We start from the raw sequence: 19,215 nt of genomic DNA, 5'->3' as shown, positions 1-19,215 counted from the left end.
TTTTCAGACACTTGTCCACAGAAATCATGAACTTATCAACATTTTCTGTGGATAAGTTATATATATTCATATTAATACAACACTTCTAATCAAATTTCAACTTTTATATATTAGCATAAACAAAATTCTAATTTATCAATTCATAGTGCCATAAGCAAGAACTTATCCACAATGTGGATAAGTTCTTGCTTAGTTTAAATATAATTGTTATTTATTTTAACTTTTAAATAATTCAATGCTTCTTCTCTAGTTTGTATTTTTCCTAAATATCTAAATCTTGTCACATCCTCAAGAACATTTTTTACTTCAGGCCCTGATATATTTAAAATCTGAATAACATCATTTCCATTTAAAATTTTATCCTCGCTTATACTACAATATAACTCATACTCTTTTAACATCTCTTCAATAAACATTTTAAATCTAACTTTCTCATTTTCAACATCCAAAAGCATTCTTGTAGCATAGTTATCACAATATGCAGCAGTTAGTATTTCTATTATATACCCATCATATTTTGAAAAAAACTTATAAAAATCATTCTTCTTATCTTTAGAATTTTGTTTAAAAATTTTCAGTGGATACATATGACCATCTACTATATTTTCTATATAGCTTTGTGCTTTTTTGGGGAATTTCATGTTCCTACAGAAATTCCTAGCTATGATAGCTCCTTTCATTTCATGTCCCCAAAAACTTACCTTGTCTCCGTCCTTTCTATAAGCTTCATATTTACCTATATCATGCAAAAAACAAGCTAAAGACATATACTCTCTCAACTTAAATTCACCTATTTTATCTTGAAACACATGTAAATTTAATCCTTCAACACTTACCTTACCATTTAAGATATCCTTAAATACACAATAAGTTAAATTCATATGAGTAAATACATCTTCTATATGATATGCACATTTTCCTATAGTTTTTAATTCTTCTATATAAGGTATAATATTTTTTAGTATTCCATAGTTATCTAAAACTTCAAAAGCCTTTCCCTGATTGTCCTTTTCTAATATAAGCATAAATTCTTTAAAGACTCTTTCCATAGGCATATCCATTATCCTATAACCTAATTTTTCAATGCATTTTTCCGTATCCAAATTAAAATGCATTCCATAAGATATATGAAACCTAACGCCTCTAAGTATCCTGATGGGATCATTTTCTAAGCTCATATCAGTTACATTTTTAATTATTCTATTATCAATAGATCTTCTTCCATAAAAGGGATCAATAACTTTAACTTTATCTCCACTAAGCTTTATAGCTATAGCATTCATAGTAAAATCTCTATTCTTCAAATCCTCCTCAATAGAATCCCCCTCCATAAGAGATATATCTATTGAATTATTTCCTAGCATACATCTATATATACCTATTTCCTGTTTTATAGGAAAAAATTTATATTGTCTATTCTCAAGTTCCTCCATAAATTTTTCAATATTTCCATTAAATATAAAATCTATATCTTTAGGTTGAGCTGTTATACCAATCAACCTATCTCTTATATACCCACCAACTAAATAAACTTCTCCTCCTACTTTACTTACTACTTCTCTTGCGCTTTTAATAAAATCTTTCACATAATCCAAATTAATCACCTACTTACTTATTATTTTATCACATAGAAATACTCTATTTCTATAAATAAAATTTCCTTTTTTTAAAATTATCAACATTACGTGTCTAAATTGCAGATATATTTTTGCAAAAATAATTCTAATACAACCTACTCTACTTCTATTTATTGAAGTGTACATCTCTTATTTTAATATAAATACTCTCTTATATCCATATAGATTATCAATATTACAATTTCTTATCGAAAATTTCGACTTCAAATATTTAATTATCCATTTAGTTACTATTTTATAAAAAATATTTTTTCAAATTTCCTGATTTTGTACTTAATTCTAATATTAATTTCTTACATTTAAATCCTTGTTTATCATATATTATAAACTTTTATTAATATTGTTATTGACTTTTGAATATTATGGTAGTATATTAACTTTAGATGGAATTTGATTAGAAATTTGTAAAATACTTTATGAAATTATATTGACTTTTAATGTAATTTTTGCTATTATCTAATTGTAGTCGTGTCGAATTATGGAATTAGAGGAGGAAAATTAATGAAATCAACAGGTGTTGTAAGAAGAGTAGACGAGCTAGGAAGAATTGTCATTCCTATAGAATTAAGGAGAACTTTAGACATTGCTGAAAAAGATGCCTTAGAAATATATGTAGATGGTGAACAAATTATATTAAAGAAGTATGAGCCTGCATGTATTTTCTGCGGTGACGCAAGAGACGTTGTAAATTATAGAGGTAAGAACATCTGCAAAAGTTGTTTAAATGCATTAAAAGAAGGCAAATAATCATTATTTAAAGGACCTGCATTATAATTATAATGCAGGTCTCTTTTTCTGTATTGAACTTATCAATGAATCTTACTTAGTAGAAAAAGACAATATTACGGTAGATAGCCATTGGACAATTTAAGGTAAAAAAAACATAGCTAAATTTCCTAAATACAAAATGGATTTAACTATGTATGTATATTTAAATTTTAAAATAATATGTCATTAAACTATTATCTAACTCTTCTTCCACCCGTAAAATCTGATCTATTATCCAAAGATGCTATTTTAACTACATCTCCTGTTTTAGGTGCATTAATAAACTGTCCTCCACCTACATATATTCCTACATGATACGCTGGAGAACCAAAGAAAACCAAATCTCCTGGCTGAAGTTCATCTCTTGATACAGCTGTACCTACCGTTTGCTGTTCCTGTGAAGTTCTCGGCAAATTAATTCCAAAATGAGCATATACATATTGAACTAATCCTGAACAATCAAACCCTGAAGGAGATGTTCCTCCCCATACGTATGGAACTCCTAAAAAGTTAGAAGCATATGCTACTACTGCATCAGATGATGCTATAGAATTTCCTCCTCTTGAAGCACTTTGTTGAACGTTACTTGCAGCTGAAGCAACTGCTTTTAGAGTTGCTTGATTAGCAATTTCTAAAGATTTTTCTTGTGCATCTAAAGATGCTATTACATTTTTTGCACTTTCTTTATCACTATTAAGCTTGGCCAACTTTTTTTCATTTTCTAACTTTAGTGCCAATAGCTTATTATTTTCACTATTTAATTTTTCTTTTCCATTAGCTAATTGCTCTTTTTTATCTTTTAAATTTCCTATAATATTCTTATCAAAACCCATTACTTTCTTAACATTATCTACCCTAGATATAAAATCATTTAAATTATCTGCATTCAATATTACTCCTAGGTAACTACTTATGCCATTTATATACATAGCCTTTACTCTTTGATTGAACACTTGCTGCTGATTTTCCATATTTTTTTGGGCGGAATCTATATTAGCTTGAGTTTGTTTTATATTATTAGAAATTGATGCTATATTCTTTTTATTATTTTCTAAATCATTCATAGTCTGTGTTATCTGGTTGTCCATTTTTTCAGCTTTAACTTCCAATTCCTGCTTTTGTTGTTTAACCTGCTCTAATGAAGTCGATGAACTTGATGCACTTGGCGCAGCCAAAACATTTGCCCCTGTTGACAATGCCAAAGTTAATGCAATTGCAACAGATAAGGTTCTTTTATTCAAAACTTTTCTACCTCCTCGTAAAATATTTAATAGCTTACAAATTTGAGCTTCTTATAACCCCAAAAAGCTGAGATTAGCAAGTAACGTACATCTATTATAACATTAAATTGATACATACCTCAACACATGCAGAAAATTTTCGCAAGAAATATTGTGAATTTTAAATAAAATCAAATACTATTCTAGTAATTTATCAATTATATCCTGTTTCTATTAACGATTTTTTACAAAAGATATATAAATTTTAAACTTGCCTTTATTTTCTAACTATAGGTCTAAAAATTCTTATAAAATTCACATTTAGAAAGTTTTCTACCCTTTGTTTACCATAACATATCCCTTGTATTTAAATTTATAAATAAAAACATAGCTAAATCCTCAATCACAAAAGTAAATTTAGCTATGTATGTATACTGAAATTTAAAATAATATGTCACTAAATTATTATTTAACTCTTCTTCCACCTGTAAAATCTGATCTGTTATCTAAAGCTGCTATTCTAACTGAAAGCCCAGTACGTGGTGCTTCAATAAACTGACCATCACCTACATACATTCCTACATGATATGCTGGAGAACCAAAGAAAACTAAATCTCCCGGCTTAAGCTCATCTCTTGATACAGGTGTGCCCACATTTTGCTGTTCCTCTGAAGTTCTTGGCAAATTAATTCCAAAGTTTGCATATACATATTGAACTAATCCTGAACAATCAAACCCTGAAGGAGATGTTCCTCCATATACATAAGGGACTCCTAAAAAGTTAGAAGCATATGCTACTACTGCATCAGATGATATTATGGTACCTCCTCTTGAAGCACTAACATTACTTGCAGCTGAAGCAATTGCCTTTAAAGTTGCTTGATCAGTAATTTCTAAAGATTTTTCTTGTGCATCTAAAGATGCTATTACATTTTTTGCACTTTCTTTATCACTATTAAGCTTGGCCAACTTTTTTTCATTTTCTGACTTTAGTGCCAATAGCTTATTATTTTCACTATTTAATTTTTCTTTTCCATTAGCTAATTGCTCTTTTTTACTTTTTAAATCTCCTACAACATTCTTGTCAAAACCCATCACTTTCCCAACATTATCTACCCTAGATATAAAATCGTTTAAATTACTTGCATTTAATATTACTCCCAGGTAATTACCCATGTTATTTGTATACATAGCTTTTGCCCTTTGATTAAATACTTTCTGTTGGCTTTCTATACTAGCTTGCACAGAATCTATGTTAGCTTGAGTTTGTTTTATACTATTAGAAACTGAGGCAATACTTTTTTTGTTATTTTCTAAGTCGTTCATAGTTTGTATTACTTGGTTGTCCGTTTTTTCAGCTTTAACTTCTAATTCCTGCTTTTGTTGTTTAACCTGCTCTAATGAAGTCGATGAACTTGATGCACCTGGCGCGGCTAAAACATTTGCCCCTGTTGACAATGCCAAAGTTAATGCAATTGCAACAGATAAGGTTTTTTTATTCAAAACTTTTCTACCTCCTCGTAAAATACTTAACAGCTTACAAATTTCAGCCCCTTATAACCATAAAAAACTCAAATTCGCAAATAACATGTTTCCATTATACCATTAAATTGGTATATACCTCAACACATATATAAAATTTATATCAGAGATATTATAATTTTTTAATAAAATCATCTTCTTTTTTGACAATTTGTTATTCATATTCTGAATTTATTAACGATATTCAATAAATATTATACAAATTTTAAACTTGCTATTTTTTTATTATAGGTTTAAAGAATGCTTATAAACTTCAGATTTTGAAAGTTTTCTATCCTTAGCTACTTTTTTTATAGCTTCTTTTTTATCTAATCCATCCTCTATATACATTTTTATATGTTTTTCTATAGACAAGTTTATCCATTTTTCACTTTCTTCTCTTAAAAGTTCTTTTTCATCCTTACCTTCTACTACCAGTACAAATTCCCCTTTTGCATCATTACTTTCATAATAATTCATAGCTTCTTCTAGTGTAAATCTCAATATTTCTTCATGAACCTTTGTAAGCTCTCTACAAATGCCTATATGTCTATTTCCTAGGACGGTTGCTAATACTTCTAAGGTATTTGTCAGTCTATGGGGTGCTTCATAAAATATCAATGTTTCAGTTCTGTTTTTTACACCTTCTAGTATACTTCTCCTATCTTTATTTTCCCTAGGTAAAAATCCAATGAACGTAAACTTTGAAGTATCCAGTCCCGAGTAAACCAAAGCTGTTGTTACTGCAGTTGCACCAGGCAGAACTTCAAATTCTATTCCCTGTTCTATGCAATTCTTTACCATAATGCTTCCAGGATCTGATATACCTGGTGTCCCAGCATCACTTACTAGAGCTATATCTTTACCATCTTTCAACTTTTGTATTAATAATTTACTTTTCTCATTTTCGTTATATTTATGACAACTTATAAGTGGTTTTTTTATATTGAAATGATTTAATAGCTTTAAACTCTGTCTGGTATCTTCTGCTGCTATCAAATCTACATTTTTAAGGGTATCAAGAGCTCTTAAAGTTATATCACTCAAATTTCCTATAGGAGTTGCCACTAAAAAAAGTTTTCCCATTACACATTATCTCCTTAAACATCTTCCGTATATTCTATCAATTTCATCTGTATAACTTCCATCTAATTTATGTACACATATAGGTGCTTCCCATTTTAAAAATGGTTTTCCATTACTTTGTCCCTCTATAAGTACCATATTAGGTGCCTTGTTAACACATGGCTGTACCATTGTCATCAGCTTTGGCTCTATATTGTATTTCCTCATAGTACACATTATATCTACAAGCCTATCCGGTCTATGGATCATATATAGCTTTCCATTATCTTTTAATAAAATCTTTGCTGCCTTTATAACATCTTCTAATGTACAGCATATTTCATGCCTTGATATTGCATTTTCGTATTGGGCATTTGTAATTCCCGAATTTTTCAATTTATAAGGTGGGTTTACCGTTACTACATCCACTTTTGGCAACTTTTTCAAAAATTCAAAATCTACTAAATCTCTGTGAATAAACTCAACTCTTTTCTCCATTCCATTAAAAATTACAGAACGAGTTGCCATATCTACCATACTCTTTTGAATTTCCATACCTGTTATATGCTCAGCCTTTGTTTTACCAGCTATTATAAAGGGTACTATCCCTGTTCCGCTACATAAATCAATTATATTCATTCTAGGTTTAATTTTGGCAAAATTTGCAAGTAAGACAGCGTCCACTCCAAACCTAAAGCTATTTTTTTTCTGTATAATACATATTCCGTCTATTTGTAGATCATCTAATGTTTCATCACTTCTCACTAAATTCAATTTCACTTAAACGTCCTCACTTATAAAATTTATTTTACACAAGTTTACACATTAACTTAAATTGTAATTTAAATAAAATATGTTGTCAAATATTAGATACTTAACTATCATTAATTTTTGTAAAAAATAAAATCCCATCAAAATTAAGGGATTTAATAAATAATATATTACTAACTATGTTTAATGTTGCTCAGATTGCTTTACCTTTTGTTGATCTGTAGTTATAGTCTGTGAGGTACTCTGTGAGCTGACAGTACTGCTGCTCTTACTACTCCCGCTCGTACTATTGCTGCTTGTACTATTTCCACGCTCAATACTGTTAAATTTATTGCTTTCTATAATTATATCTACTCTCCTATTTTTAGCTCTATTTGCATCTGTCGAGTTATCATTAACTGACCTGTATTCTCCATAACCTACTGACGTAAGCTTTTCAGGTTTAATACCTACTCTATTTTGTAAAAATTGAGTGACATTAGCTGCTCTAGCACAAGATAGCTGCCAATTAGATGCATATTCATTATTGCTAATAGGAACATTGTCTGTATGTCCTTCCACCCTTATGGAATTTCCCATTTGACTTATCATTTTTCCTATTCCCATTAATGTATTTTGGATTTCAGGTTTTATTTCAGCTTTTCCTGTATCAAAAAACAAAGTATTACTTAAACTCACAACAAGCCCTCTTTCATCTATCTGTGAGCTTACACTCTGACTTAATCCGTTAGCTGCAAGATATGAGTCCACTTGTTTTTTTAATTGCTTTAATTTATTTGCTTCCATCTTAACCTGTTGTTCAGATTCGTCACTTTCAGTTGGCTTATCTACTGTTTTAACACTATCTTTGACACTAGAAGTATTATCAGCACCTATTATTGCTTTTCCCCCTCCCATTGCTATACTGAGAGATTGAGAAAGTTTATTATATTTAGTTTGGTCTACATAGCTCATAGCGTACATAACTACAAAGAATATCATAAGAAGTGTCATAAAATCAGCATAACTAAGCATCCATCTTTCTGCACTTGGTCCTTCATCTGGTTTTTTATTTTTCTTCTTCATAATGCAGCCTTCCCATCCATTCCTTCATATTTTGCCAACTCCTGCTTGTTCAAAAATCCCTTTAATTTTTCTGCTATAGTATTTGGATTTATACCTTCTTGAATATATAATATTGCTTCAATTATAAGAGTTTTTTCCTTAACTTCCTTTTCATCTTGCTGCTTCAATCTATTGCCTAATGGAAGCCATAATAGATTTGCAGATCCTATACCATATAATGTAGCCAAAAATGCACTTCCTATTTTACCTCCTAAGCTAGCTGTATCTGTAAGGCTACCTAAAATATGAACCATTCCCATAACTGTACCTATAATACCCATAGTAGGTCCATATCCTCCTGCGCTTTCAAATACACTTGCCCCTTGCTTATGTCTCTCAGATGTGGATTCAAGCTCCAATTCTAGTATATCTCTTACAGCTTGAGGATCTACTCCATCTACTACAAGTTGAAGACCTTTTTTTATAAAAGGATCTAAATTAGGGTCATTGGATATTTCACCTTCCAAACTTAACAAACCATTTTTTCTAGTTTTATAGGATACATCTTTAAAATATAAAATTAAATCAACTAAACTTGCTTTTCTAGGATTAAAAATCACTTTAAATATCTTAGGTACTCTTTTTAATACGTCTAATGGAAATGATAAAGCTACAGCTCCAAATGTTCCACCAAAAACTATTACAGCTGCCGCAGGGCCAAAAAGTGCCGTTGGGTTTCCCCCATCCATCATAAAACCAGCTGTTACTGCAGCAATCCCAAATATCGTAAATATAACAACAGATATATCCATATTTCCCTCCATCTAGTACATTTTCTAACTATAATTTATTTAATGTCCTATCTATATTAATTATTCGTGTAAAATAACTTACTCTTTATACAGAATTTGATATTTATATAAATTAAAAAGGCCACCTTATGGTGACCTCCTAACAATTAGTTTTCTTCAACTGGTGCTCCTACTGGACAAACATTAGCACAGTTTCCACATTCTATACATTTTTCTGGATCTATTACAAATTGACTATCTCCTTGGCTTATAGCATCAGCTGGACATTCTGAAGCACATGAACCACAACTTACACACTCTTCTGTAATTTTATATGCCATCTTATGTAACACCTCCTTAACTTTTAGATAATGTTTTCATCCCCTGTATTTTATCACATTTGTTATAATTTTAAAAGATAATTTTAGGCATTTGAAAGAAAATAACAAGTCAAAGATGCGACGAATATTTTTTATCGGATGACTACCCACTCTAATACTTACACTTTTCCAAGTGTGAGCAAAGAGTGGCTATGTCCCTGGATAACAATTTCTAAGCATCGAATGAAGTTTAAAACTTCATCTGATGCCAAGAACTTTGTTTATCAGATAAGGAGGCAGGTTCCGCAGATAGTAAATCCTATCTAAGGGTTCTACCGACGCAGTATGATAAAAAATATGCTAGCATACTGACTAGTTATTTCTTTGAAAATGCCTTATAATACTGCATAACCCAAATCTTCTATACATTGGATAATTTTATTCTCTGTTATAAAGTAATTATCATATACTATGCTTACTTTTCCTTTTTCTTTGTTTATTTGGCAGGCTATCACCCCTTCACTACTGGAAATAACCTTTCTTATTTTATTAACATCCTCAGAAGTACGTATATTAGGAATTTTAAATACTGATTTCATATGTTACCTCCTTAATCCTCCTTAAACAATTGTTTAATTATATCTGCATCTTCTGTTTCTTCATCAATTTTTATCTCATTTTCATTTATACTACCTTCAAATCCTCCTGAAATTACTTTAACTCCACTTATAGGCACTTCTTCTACTATATCATCACCATCTTCAACTTTTATCTTTATTTTAATACTTTCCTTTACTACAGAATTGTCTATAACTTCTCCCTTTCCATCAGGTGTACTAACTAAAGACCCTATCTTAGGCAACTTCTGTCTTATTTTTTCATAAGTATCTTGTTCATAATTCAAACAGCACATAAGTCTTCCACATATTCCTGATATTTTAGTAGGATTCAATGATAAATTCTGTTCTTTTGCCATTTTTATAGAAACAGGTACAAAATCGCCTAAAAATGTAGAACAACACATAGCTCTGCCGCAAGGCCCCAGACCCCCTATCATTTTTGCCTCATCTCTTACTCCTATCTGTCTAAGCTCTATTCTTGTTCTAAATATGGATGCAAGATCCTTCACCAATTCCCTAAAATCTACTCGTCCGTCAGCTATAAAATAGAATATAACCTTATTGTTGTCAAAAGTATACTCTACATCTATAAGCTTCATATTTAATTCATGTTGTTGTATTTTTTCAATACATATATCAAAAGCCCTTTTCTCTTTTTCTTTATTTTCATTATATTTTTGTATATCTTCTTCCGTAGCTATCCTTAAAACGCTTTTAAGTGGTGAAACTATGTCACTCTCACTTATATCTTTTGGTTCTATGACACACTCACCAAATTCTATTCCCCTTGCTGTTTCTACTATTACACTATTTTCTCTTTTTATATTTAAGTTACCTGGTGAAAAATAATATATTTTACCGGCCTTTTTAAAACGTACTCCTATAACTGTTACCATATTTTTATACCTCCTGCATTTTCACCAACATAGAATTAAAAACTAAAGTTCTATTTACATTGCTTTCTAATTTTTCTCTAGCATCCTTTACTACATTAATAATATCATTCAACTTATTAAATGAAAACATTTCTCCTATAGTCTTTATATCTTCAAATTTATCAATGTTTATAATAAATTTTCTATTACCTGTTTCTTTGTATACAAGTACATCTCTTATATACGACAAAATACAAGTTAATACTTCTTGCCATTCATACTTGTCTTTAGATATACAATCTGAAAGTTTTAAACAGGAACTAACATTCTCACGGCATAATTCTTTAAATATATTCAAAATTATATTTCTCATTTCACTTAAAGATATATCCGAAATAAATTTTTCTGCTCTTCCAGGTATTCCATCACTAAATGCTAAGACAGATCTTAACTCTTCGGTGGATAAGCTAGGAAATTTGGCATCTAAAAAAATCTTCATATCTTTTTGGCTTAACCTATTAAGTTTATATACTTGACATCTAGACTTTATTGTATCCAATATTCCATCTAACTTTTCACATAAAAGTAACATAAAACTTCCACTAGGAGGTTCCTCTATAGTTTTTAGTAATGCATTTTGAGCTGCTTCTGTCATTTTATCTGAATTATATAGTATTATTACTTTTTTGTCACCCTCATAAGGTTTTTTATTCATCTCTTCTATTATATTTTTTACTTCCTCTATCCCAATGGATTTTTTACCTTTTGCTATTTTAAATTCAATTATATCTACATACTGCTTCATCTGCTTTTTTCTCAATATATCTAAAGCTATTTCTTTAGCAAGAAGACTTTTACCTATCCCATCTTCTCCTACAAAAATATGGGCATGAGAAAATCTATTGGAAGTTACAGAATTTTTCATCTGGAGTTTTATATTCTCATGCCCTATTATATTGCAAAATTCCAACTCAATATACCTCCTATTAAATCTTTACAAACTTATCTACATCTACTACAAATATATTTGCTCCTCCAACTTCTACCTCCACAGGATAGGGCATATATACCCCTGTAGAACTTGCTACAGATGAAGGAGTTGTTATAATTTGATTTCTTGTTTTACATACGTCTTCTATATGGGCTATTACTTCATCAACGTCATCTTCTTCCACTCCTATGAGCAAAGTTGTATTACCTGCTCTTAAAAATCCGCCTGTAGTTGCAAGTTTAGTAACCCTAAATCCACCTTCTGTTAAAATTTCCAAGAGATCAGTAGCATCATCATCCTGAACAATGGCTATAATTAATTTCATAAAACATCACCTCTTGTAATTTATTTTACAAACAATTGCCTAAATTTCTCAAATTAGCTTATATTTATTATACCATAAGTACTTATTGTCTTATATAACTGAAACTTTTAATTAATACATTAACTTTTTACTATAGTATTTTTTTTATCAAATCATATATATCTTCATGGATTTTATCTACAGTCTTTATTTCACTACCTTCTATACATGAAATTTTGTTCCAACTATATTTATCTACAATATGTATAGCATTTTTATAAGAATTAACTAAATACTCATAATCTCTTTCATGTATGTCCTTTTCTGCATTACCCGTAAATTTATTATTTCTCTTAGTCATAAGTTTTTTACTATATTCAGGAGGCATATCCAAAAATATAACACAATCTGGTACAGGAAGTCCCAATATATCAAATTCAAAATTCCAGAGCCATTTTAAAAACTTATTTTTCTCTTCTAAATCATCAATCTTAGAAGCTTGATGTATCATATTAGCTGTTGTATATCTATCTGCAAGTATTATTCCGCCATTTTCATAAAACTTTTTCCACTCTATCTTATAAGATGCAAATCTATCCACTGCATAAAATGTTGATGCTGCATATGCGCTTACATCTTCAGGTTTTTTTCCAAAATCCCCGTTTAAATACATTCTTACTAAAGCTGAAGACTCACTATTATAATTAGGATATTCTATTTTTTTTAAATTGCAATTTTCATTTAAAAGCCTTTTATAAAGTTTTTCTGTCTGCGTAGCTTTTCCGCTGCCATCACATCCTTCTATGACTATAAGTTTTCCTTTTTGTAAACTCATTTGCTTTCCTCCAAAATTTATTTTACAACTTTTATTTTATTGTCTTTTACCCCAATTAAATCCATACTATTTTTTATATAATATTTAATAACTTGAATGACATTTTTATCTATCAGCTCTCCCATAGACAATACAGGAACCCCTGGAGGATATGGTATTACACTTGCCCCGCTTATCCTTCCACATGAATTATTTAAATCTACCATTTCTTTTTCTACATCTATAACTTGAAATGGAAGCATTCTGCTTTGAGGTATTCCGTATTCCACTCTATTTGTTTTCTTACATTTAATTTCTTCTAAATTACAATTCTTTAATACAGTATACAATCTTTCAAACTCCTCTTTTTCATTAAAGGGAGAAAAAATCAATACTAAATTAGAATTGTCACTCATTTCACACTGCATATTTAATTTTCTCAAATAATTTAAAAGTAAATTTCCGCTGTATCCTGGCTCTAGATTTATAGTATATCTGGTTAGATCTATATCTGCTACACTTGGTGCTGCCTTTCTTTCTTTAGAATTAAATTGTATTATATCCTTTCTGCCAATTACCTGCAATCCTCTTATAGAGTTTATCTTATTCCTATAGTATTCAGCTACCTCTATAAGTTTTTCGTAATCACTGCTGCCATACTTCTCAAGGTAAAATCGAGCATAATCCATAGAACAAAGTGCTATGTATGAAGGACTTGTACTTAAAAACGCATTATAATAAAAGTCTACTTTATTTATGCATTTCTCATTATTCACATGTAAATAAGCAGTTTGAGTTAAACTAGGCAGCGTTTTATGTGAACTAGTAACTACCATGTCTGCACCAAGTTTCACGGCACTCTCAGGTAAATTTTTATTAATACCAAAATGTGCCCCATGAGCACAATCAACTAATACTTTTATGTTAAGCTTTTTTGCCTCCTTTATTATAAACTTGAGATTGCTGCATATTCCATAATAATTGGGATATGTAACTACTATCCCTTTTATATCCTTATTTCTCTTTAGTACCTGTAAAAAATGCTCCAAATTTATGCAAATAGGAGCATTTATTTTTTCACTTATAATATTTTCTAAATATATAGGAATTAACTTCCTCATAATTATTCCATTTAGTATAGAGCTATGGCAATTTCTTTCTACTAAAACTTTATCTCCTTCATTAAAATTACTAAATAACATTATCATATTTCCGGAAGTGCTTCCATTAACTAAAAAATAAGACTTTTTACTTCCATAGAGCTTTGAAAGACGCTTGCTTGCATCTAATATTATACTTTTTTGATTATGAAGATTGTCTACACCATCTACTTCAGTAATATCAAATTTTAAAATATTAGATATAAATTCTCTTCCTATTGAAGTATTATAAAAACCTCTTCCATTTTTATGACCTGGCATACAAAATGATATATTATTTTCCTTAATGTATTTTAAAACTCCTTCTAAAAGTGGTAATTCTGACAATGAGTTATCTCTCCTCTTATAATAAAACGTGCTATAGTTTTACTTATTCTTTCTTTATAGTATTCGTAAAAATCTAAATCATTTTCTAATTTTATTAATCTTTCTTCACAATTTTTACATATTCCTCTACCATATATTATTATACCATCACTCAAAGGTTTTCCACATATGATACAATATTTTTTTTTCATCTACATCCTCCTAGAAGCACTACTTACAAATTAATACTATTACTTTTGTTATTTAAATTTTTACCCTTAATGCATAAAATATTCAATTTAAAAAATTCTTTTTCAGTTTTATATTCTATAATATATACTATTCAGTTTTACCCCTAAACTTATTTTGTCCACATAAATAAATTTAAATAGCAGTATTTATATTTATATTTTATAATGCTATATTCAAAAGTATGTTTTCATAAGATATAATATAAATATAGTATATAAAGAAACTAACTAAGATACCCTGCTAATTTTTACAAGGAGGCATACATGATTTCAATTTATAAAACTATAGATGAGTCAAATAATATACAATCTTTAGATACCATAGAACATGGCTGCTGGATTAACGTTGTAGCACCTTCAGATGAAGATTTACTTTTAATATCAAAGAAATCTGGTGTTTCAATGGACTTTTTAAAAGCTGCTCTAGATGAAGAAGAAACGTCACGTATAGATACTGAAGATAATAATCTACTAGTAATAGTTGATATTCCTTTTACAGAAATGGAAGTTAACTCTTTAACTTATGATTCTTATCCATTAGCTATAATTCATACACAATCTACTTTAATTACGGTTTGTTTGAAAAACAGTAAAATTCTTACTGATTTTATAGATGGTAAAGTTAAATCCTTTTACACGTTTAAACGTTCTAGATTTATTTTACAAATACTTTATAGAATAGCAAGCTATTACCTGATCTATTTAAGACAAATAGACAAGAAAAGCGTAATGATTGAGCAAAGACTTCATAGATCCATGAAAAATAAAGAGTTTATTCAACTTTTATCTTTGGAAAAATCTCTTGTTTACTTTTCAACCTCCTTAAAAGCTAACGAGATTACTTTAGAAAAAATGTTAAAGTTAGAACTTTTACAGAAGTATCCTGAAGATCAAGATATTCTAGAAGATGTTATAATTGAAAATAAACAAGCCATAGAAATGACAAACATATATAGTAATATCTTAACAGGAACTATGGATGCATTTGCCTCAGTTATATCAAATAACTTAAACATAGTCATGAAACTCCTAGCTTCAGTAACTATAGTTATGTCAATTCCAAATATAATATTTGGTTCTTTTGGAATGAATTTAAATGGAATACCTTTTGCTAAATCTCCAAATGGCTTCTGGATGGTATATGTCATAACAGCTTTAATTTGCCTGGTGTGTATATTATTTTTAAAGAAAAAGAACCTATTTTAATTTTAGGATGTGATGATTTTGATTGGGAAAAGATTGAAAAGGGGAGATACTATAGGCCTTATATCTCCGGCAAGTGCAGAGAAGCCTGAAAAAATCAAAGAAAAAATCGAGGTTTTAGAAAATCTTGGTTTTAATATTAAACAAGGAAAACATATATACGACAAATGGGGTTATTTAGCTGGTAAGGATGTGGACAGGGCTTCCGATATTATGGATATGTTCTCAGACAAAAGTGTAGATATGATATTATGCACAAGAGGTGGATACGGCAGCATGAGACTTCTTCCTCTTATTGATTTTAATATTATAGAAGAAAATCCTAAAATATTTGCAGGATTTAGTGACATAACCACTTTATTAAACAATATATACAATAAATGCCATATGATTACCTTTCACTCTCCAATGTGCACTTCTACTTTTGATGATTTTACATTAAAGAGTTTTTTAGATACCCTAATGTATGGATATGTTCCCTTTACTATAAAAAACCCTGAGGACATCCCCACTCAGTATTTTAATGGAGAGTACGCATCTGGTACTCTTATAGGTGGTAACCTATGCCTTATATCTAGTCTTCTAGGTACTCCTTATGCTCTAAATACTGAAAATAAAATACTCTTCATAGAAGATGTAGGAGAAGAACCTTATAGAATTGACAGAATGCTTACTCAATTGACCCTAAGTGGAGATCTTCAAAAATGTTCAGGTTTTATTCTAGGACAGTTTACAAATTGTGAACTTCCACATTATGAACGAAGTTTAACTTTAACTGAAATACTTGAAGACAGGATACTTAGCTTAAAAAAGCCAACTTTAATCAACTTTCAATCTGGCCATTCATATCCAAGAATAACTTTACCAATTGGAAGCAGTGTAGAAGTAAATTTAAAAAAGGGAGAAATACATGCATTAGAACCTGTAGTAAAATAGATCATTTAACTACAAATATAAACTACACTAATCTTTTATCCGATGACTATCTGCTCTAATACTCCCACGCACTCTGTGAAAGCGACTATCAACAAATCAAAGATTTGTTGATAGTCGCTTTTCTCTAAGTAGAAGTAAAGAGCAGCTACATCCCTGGATAACGATTTTCCCTAAAGGATAACGTCTTCTAAGTGCTGATAGAATTTTACATATCTTTATCATATTTACTTATAAAATATATATTTGAAAATACAACAAACAGGTACGCAATAACAATGGCTAAAACTACTGACCAACTCACACCCATCAGTGCAAATGCCATCATCAATGCCCCGAATACCAATATCATAAGATCATATGCCTTAGCTTTAGCTTTATTTCTTATTGCTATGTTTCTCTCATCTTTTTCATCAATTTCCCTTTGCTTAGCTATCTCCGGATTTTTTTTCATAGTATATATATCAAAGGCAGTACCAAGGTTCTGTCCAAATACCCCAGCTCCAATTCCAATAAGAATATATGGCAAAGTCTGAATGATACCTTGATCATTTCTCGTAAGCTTTGCTAATATAGCACCTGTAGCCAAAATTGCAAAACCAACGAGTGAAAATACTAAATACATTGCAGCACTCTTATTTTTCATTTTTTTCCTCCTCATAGATAATACTTCTTATAAGCTGTTTTCCACATAACAGCTATTTTTCTAAATGATATGGAAAGTTAACTTTACATTTTTATATTACTACCATATATTATGGATGTCAAGTATACTTTCCACAAAATAATCAAGCATGTTCTCTCCTATTACATCAACACTTCATAAACTTTTAAGCCTGCAAGGATATAGTGGTTACCTACAGTTTATTAGTGTTAACCCTAAAAGTATACTGCAGAAAATATCGCTTGAAGTACTTTACATAGTTTAATTATTCATACATCGTTAAATATTCTCATTCTACAACACAAATGTTTTAGCCAAAATAAAAATAGCTTATACAGTTAAATTTCAGAGAGATAACTGTATAAGCTATTTTTAAATCGCTTATATTAAATTGGAGGCGCCATCCAGATTTGAACTGGAGATAAAGGTTTTGCAGACCTCTGCCTTACCACTTGGCTATAGCGCCATACTTTTTTTAACAAAATTTATAATATCATTTTAAATACTTTTTGTCAACTCTAATTACTAAAAAACTTGCCCTTAAATAAAACATGATAATATTTTTCAAACAATTAAACATATAAAAAGTATATGCTATAATATTAATCAGAGGTGATTTTATGAGTTATGAGAATTTAAAATCAGCTGTAGATTCAAGTACTAATATTGTATTTTTGGGTGGTGCAGGAGTTTCTACAGAATCGCAAATACCTGATTTTAGGTCTGAAACAGGATTATATAAAACTAAAAATAATTTTTCATATCCTCCTGAAGTAATGTTAAGTCATAGTTTTTTTATGTCTCATACTGAGGATTTCTTTGATTTTTATAGGGCAAAAATGATATACAAAGACGCAAAGCCAAATGACGCTCATTACGCTCTTGTGGAATTAGAAAAAATGGGAAAGTTAAAAGCTATAATAACTCAAAATATAGATGGTCTCCATCAAATGGCAGGATCAAATAATGTATTAGAGTTACATGGTTCCATTCACAGAAATCATTGCACTAAATGTGGAAAATCTTTTGATTTAGATTATGTACTAAATACCCCAGGTCTTATACCAAAATGTGATAAATGTAATGAAACAATAAAACCAGATGTAGTTTTATACGAAGAAAGTCTAAACATGCACACATTAAACAAATCTGTAAAATACATCCAACAAGCTGATATGTTAATTGTAGGAGGTACTTCCTTGATAGTATATCCTGCTGCAGGGTTAATTAATTATTTTAAGGGAAAATATTTGGTTCTTATAAATAAATCTTCTACTTCTTATGATACTGAAGCTAATATAATTATACATGATAGTATAGGAAAAGTTCTAAAAAGTGTATTATAAGATTTATTCTTTTTAATAAACAGAGTTCTTGACATCAGGTGAAGTTTAAAACTCCACCTGATACTTATAACAGACTTCTTAGTGCTTTAGCACTTACAAGCGTTATCCTTTAGGAGAAATCGTTATCCAGGTACATAGCCGCTCGCCACGTACACTTGGAGAAAACCGACTGTCACAGAGTGTGTAGGAGTATTAGAGGAGGTAGTCATCAGATAAAATTAATTTATGATAAAAAAAATTAGAGTACTAATCAGTACTCTAATTTTATTACCTGGCAGCGACCTATTCTCCCACAGGGCCTCCCCTGCAGTACCATCGGCACTGTGAAGCTTAACCTTCCTGTTCGGTATGGAAAGGGGTGTTACCTTCACGTCATTACCACCAGATTATTATCGAAAATTGCTATTTCTATCAATTTTCTTTTCTATTATCTTTTAAGAGTTCAAATTACTCTGTCCTCTCAAAATTGCACAGTAAATTTTTTTCTTTCGTTTTTATTTGGTCAAGCCCTCGACCTATTAGTATCAGTCAGCTTAACAAGTTGCCCTGCTTACACCTCTGACCTATCTCCTCGTGTTCTTCGAGAGGTCTTACTAGCTTACGCTATGGGA

General features: G+C 30.1%; 20 protein-coding genes, 1 tRNA gene and 2 rRNA genes. 4 read left to right on the top strand and 19 right to left on the bottom strand.

Annotated elements, in window-relative coordinates:
* Window positions 1-194 precede the first annotated feature (194 nt).
* Window positions 195-1,586 (bottom strand): tRNA nucleotidyltransferase/poly(A) polymerase-related protein, encoded by a 1,392-nt coding sequence (locus CLRAG_RS13450; protein WP_065079068.1) that lies wholly within the window; start codon window positions 1,584-1,586, stop codon window positions 195-197.
* Between the two features lie 552 nt (window positions 1,587-2,138).
* On the opposite strand from CLRAG_RS13450, the gene CLRAG_RS13445 reads away from it, so the two are divergent.
* Window positions 2,139-2,384, top strand: coding sequence for an AbrB/MazE/SpoVT family DNA-binding domain-containing protein (locus CLRAG_RS13445; RefSeq protein ID WP_065078899.1), 246 nt, complete (start codon window positions 2,139-2,141; stop codon window positions 2,382-2,384).
* A 215-nt stretch (window positions 2,385-2,599) separates the two neighbouring features.
* Here CLRAG_RS13445 and CLRAG_RS13440 read toward each other — a convergent pair whose 3' ends face one another.
* The 14 genes from CLRAG_RS13440 to CLRAG_RS13375 form a co-directional block, all read right to left on the bottom strand.
* The gene (locus tag CLRAG_RS13440) at window positions 2,600-3,646 is read right to left on the bottom strand and encodes a C40 family peptidase (RefSeq protein WP_065078898.1); all 1,047 of its coding nucleotides are present in this window, start codon (window positions 3,644-3,646) and stop codon (window positions 2,600-2,602) included.
* A 444-nt stretch (window positions 3,647-4,090) separates the two neighbouring features.
* Window positions 4,091-5,128 (bottom strand): C40 family peptidase, encoded by a 1,038-nt coding sequence (locus tag CLRAG_RS13435; RefSeq protein ID WP_065078897.1) that lies wholly within the window; start codon window positions 5,126-5,128, stop codon window positions 4,091-4,093.
* 264 nt (window positions 5,129-5,392) lie between these two features.
* A complete protein-coding gene (gene rsmI, locus CLRAG_RS13430; protein WP_065078896.1) occupies window positions 5,393-6,232 on the bottom strand; it encodes a 16S rRNA (cytidine(1402)-2'-O)-methyltransferase in 840 nt (279 codons plus the stop codon).
* Between the two features lie 6 nt (window positions 6,233-6,238).
* Window positions 6,239-6,991 carry a tRNA1(Val) (adenine(37)-N6)-methyltransferase gene (locus CLRAG_RS13425; RefSeq protein WP_083985720.1) on the bottom strand — a complete coding sequence of 251 codons (753 nt, stop codon included), beginning with the start codon at window positions 6,989-6,991 and terminating at the stop codon, window positions 6,239-6,241.
* A gap of 174 nt (window positions 6,992-7,165) precedes the next feature.
* Complete coding sequence (locus CLRAG_RS13420; RefSeq protein ID WP_065078895.1) at window positions 7,166-8,047, bottom strand: OmpA/MotB family protein; 882 nt, start codon at window positions 8,045-8,047, stop codon at window positions 7,166-7,168.
* Window positions 8,044-8,838: a flagellar motor protein gene (locus tag CLRAG_RS13415; RefSeq protein ID WP_065078894.1), complete on the bottom strand. Its 795-nt coding sequence runs from the start codon at window positions 8,836-8,838 to the stop codon at window positions 8,044-8,046. Before CLRAG_RS13415 ends, CLRAG_RS13420 begins: the two co-directional genes overlap by 4 nt.
* A gap of 146 nt (window positions 8,839-8,984) precedes the next feature.
* Entirely contained in the window at window positions 8,985-9,158 is a 174-nt protein-coding gene (locus CLRAG_RS13410; protein ID WP_063555847.1) for a DUF362 domain-containing protein, read from the bottom strand.
* 374 nt (window positions 9,159-9,532) lie between these two features.
* Entirely contained in the window at window positions 9,533-9,736 is a 204-nt protein-coding gene (locus CLRAG_RS13405; protein ID WP_013236833.1) for a heavy-metal-associated domain-containing protein, read from the bottom strand.
* A gap of 11 nt (window positions 9,737-9,747) precedes the next feature.
* Window positions 9,748-10,653, bottom strand: a complete 906-nt coding sequence (locus CLRAG_RS13400) for a PSP1 domain-containing protein (RefSeq protein ID WP_065078893.1) — start codon at window positions 10,651-10,653, stop codon at window positions 9,748-9,750.
* 4 nt (window positions 10,654-10,657) lie between these two features.
* The gene (locus tag CLRAG_RS13395; RefSeq protein WP_065078892.1) at window positions 10,658-11,602 is read right to left on the bottom strand and encodes a DNA polymerase III subunit delta'; all 945 of its coding nucleotides are present in this window, start codon (window positions 11,600-11,602) and stop codon (window positions 10,658-10,660) included.
* Between the two features lie 16 nt (window positions 11,603-11,618).
* Window positions 11,619-11,948, bottom strand: a complete 330-nt coding sequence (locus CLRAG_RS13390) for a cyclic-di-AMP receptor (protein WP_065078891.1) — start codon at window positions 11,946-11,948, stop codon at window positions 11,619-11,621.
* Window positions 11,949-12,078: 130 nt separating this feature from the next.
* Window positions 12,079-12,762 (bottom strand): dTMP kinase, encoded by a 684-nt coding sequence (locus CLRAG_RS13385; protein ID WP_065078890.1) that lies wholly within the window; start codon window positions 12,760-12,762, stop codon window positions 12,079-12,081.
* 17 nt (window positions 12,763-12,779) lie between these two features.
* Window positions 12,780-14,228 (bottom strand): aminotransferase class I/II-fold pyridoxal phosphate-dependent enzyme, encoded by a 1,449-nt coding sequence (locus tag CLRAG_RS13380; protein WP_065078889.1) that lies wholly within the window; start codon window positions 14,226-14,228, stop codon window positions 12,780-12,782.
* Window positions 14,207-14,419 carry a sigma factor G inhibitor Gin gene (locus CLRAG_RS13375; protein WP_065078888.1) on the bottom strand — a complete coding sequence of 71 codons (213 nt, stop codon included), beginning with the start codon at window positions 14,417-14,419 and terminating at the stop codon, window positions 14,207-14,209. The genes CLRAG_RS13380 and CLRAG_RS13375 overlap by 22 nt, the downstream gene beginning before the upstream one ends.
* A 303-nt stretch (window positions 14,420-14,722) precedes the next feature.
* Between CLRAG_RS13375 and CLRAG_RS13370 the strand changes: the two genes are divergently transcribed.
* Both CLRAG_RS13370 and CLRAG_RS13365 read left to right on the top strand, forming a co-directional pair.
* Window positions 14,723-15,664, top strand: coding sequence for a magnesium transporter CorA family protein (locus CLRAG_RS13370; RefSeq protein ID WP_065078887.1), 942 nt, complete (start codon window positions 14,723-14,725; stop codon window positions 15,662-15,664).
* Window positions 15,665-15,682: 18 nt separating this feature from the next.
* Entirely contained in the window at window positions 15,683-16,597 is a 915-nt protein-coding gene (locus tag CLRAG_RS13365; RefSeq protein WP_065078886.1) for a S66 peptidase family protein, read from the top strand.
* Between the two features lie 205 nt (window positions 16,598-16,802).
* On the opposite strand, the gene CLRAG_RS13360 is transcribed toward CLRAG_RS13365, so the two are convergent.
* Together CLRAG_RS13360 and CLRAG_RS13355 are read right to left on the bottom strand one after the other, a co-directional pair.
* Window positions 16,803-17,240 (bottom strand): DUF6442 family protein, encoded by a 438-nt coding sequence (locus CLRAG_RS13360; protein ID WP_065078885.1) that lies wholly within the window; start codon window positions 17,238-17,240, stop codon window positions 16,803-16,805.
* A 410-nt stretch (window positions 17,241-17,650) separates the two neighbouring features.
* Window positions 17,651-17,724, bottom strand: a tRNA-Cys gene (locus CLRAG_RS13355).
* 154 nt (window positions 17,725-17,878) lie between these two features.
* Here CLRAG_RS13355 and CLRAG_RS13350 point away from each other — a divergent pair.
* Window positions 17,879-18,604, top strand: a complete 726-nt coding sequence (locus tag CLRAG_RS13350) for an NAD-dependent protein deacylase (protein ID WP_065078884.1) — start codon at window positions 17,879-17,881, stop codon at window positions 18,602-18,604.
* 269 nt (window positions 18,605-18,873) lie between these two features.
* Here CLRAG_RS13350 and rrf read toward each other — a convergent pair.
* Both rrf and CLRAG_RS13340 read right to left on the bottom strand, forming a co-directional pair.
* Window positions 18,874-18,990, bottom strand: a 5S ribosomal RNA gene (gene rrf / locus CLRAG_RS13345).
* A gap of 112 nt (window positions 18,991-19,102) precedes the next feature.
* Window positions 19,103-19,215 (bottom strand): 23S ribosomal RNA (locus CLRAG_RS13340); the annotation flags it as partial.

The sequence above is a fragment of the Clostridium ragsdalei P11 genome (assembly GCF_001675165.1).
In the GTDB taxonomy this organism is placed as follows: domain Bacteria; phylum Bacillota; class Clostridia; order Clostridiales; family Clostridiaceae; genus Clostridium_B; species Clostridium_B ragsdalei.
The sequence above is the reverse complement of the archived record's forward strand: the minus strand, read 5'-3'. Positions and strand labels throughout refer to the sequence as shown.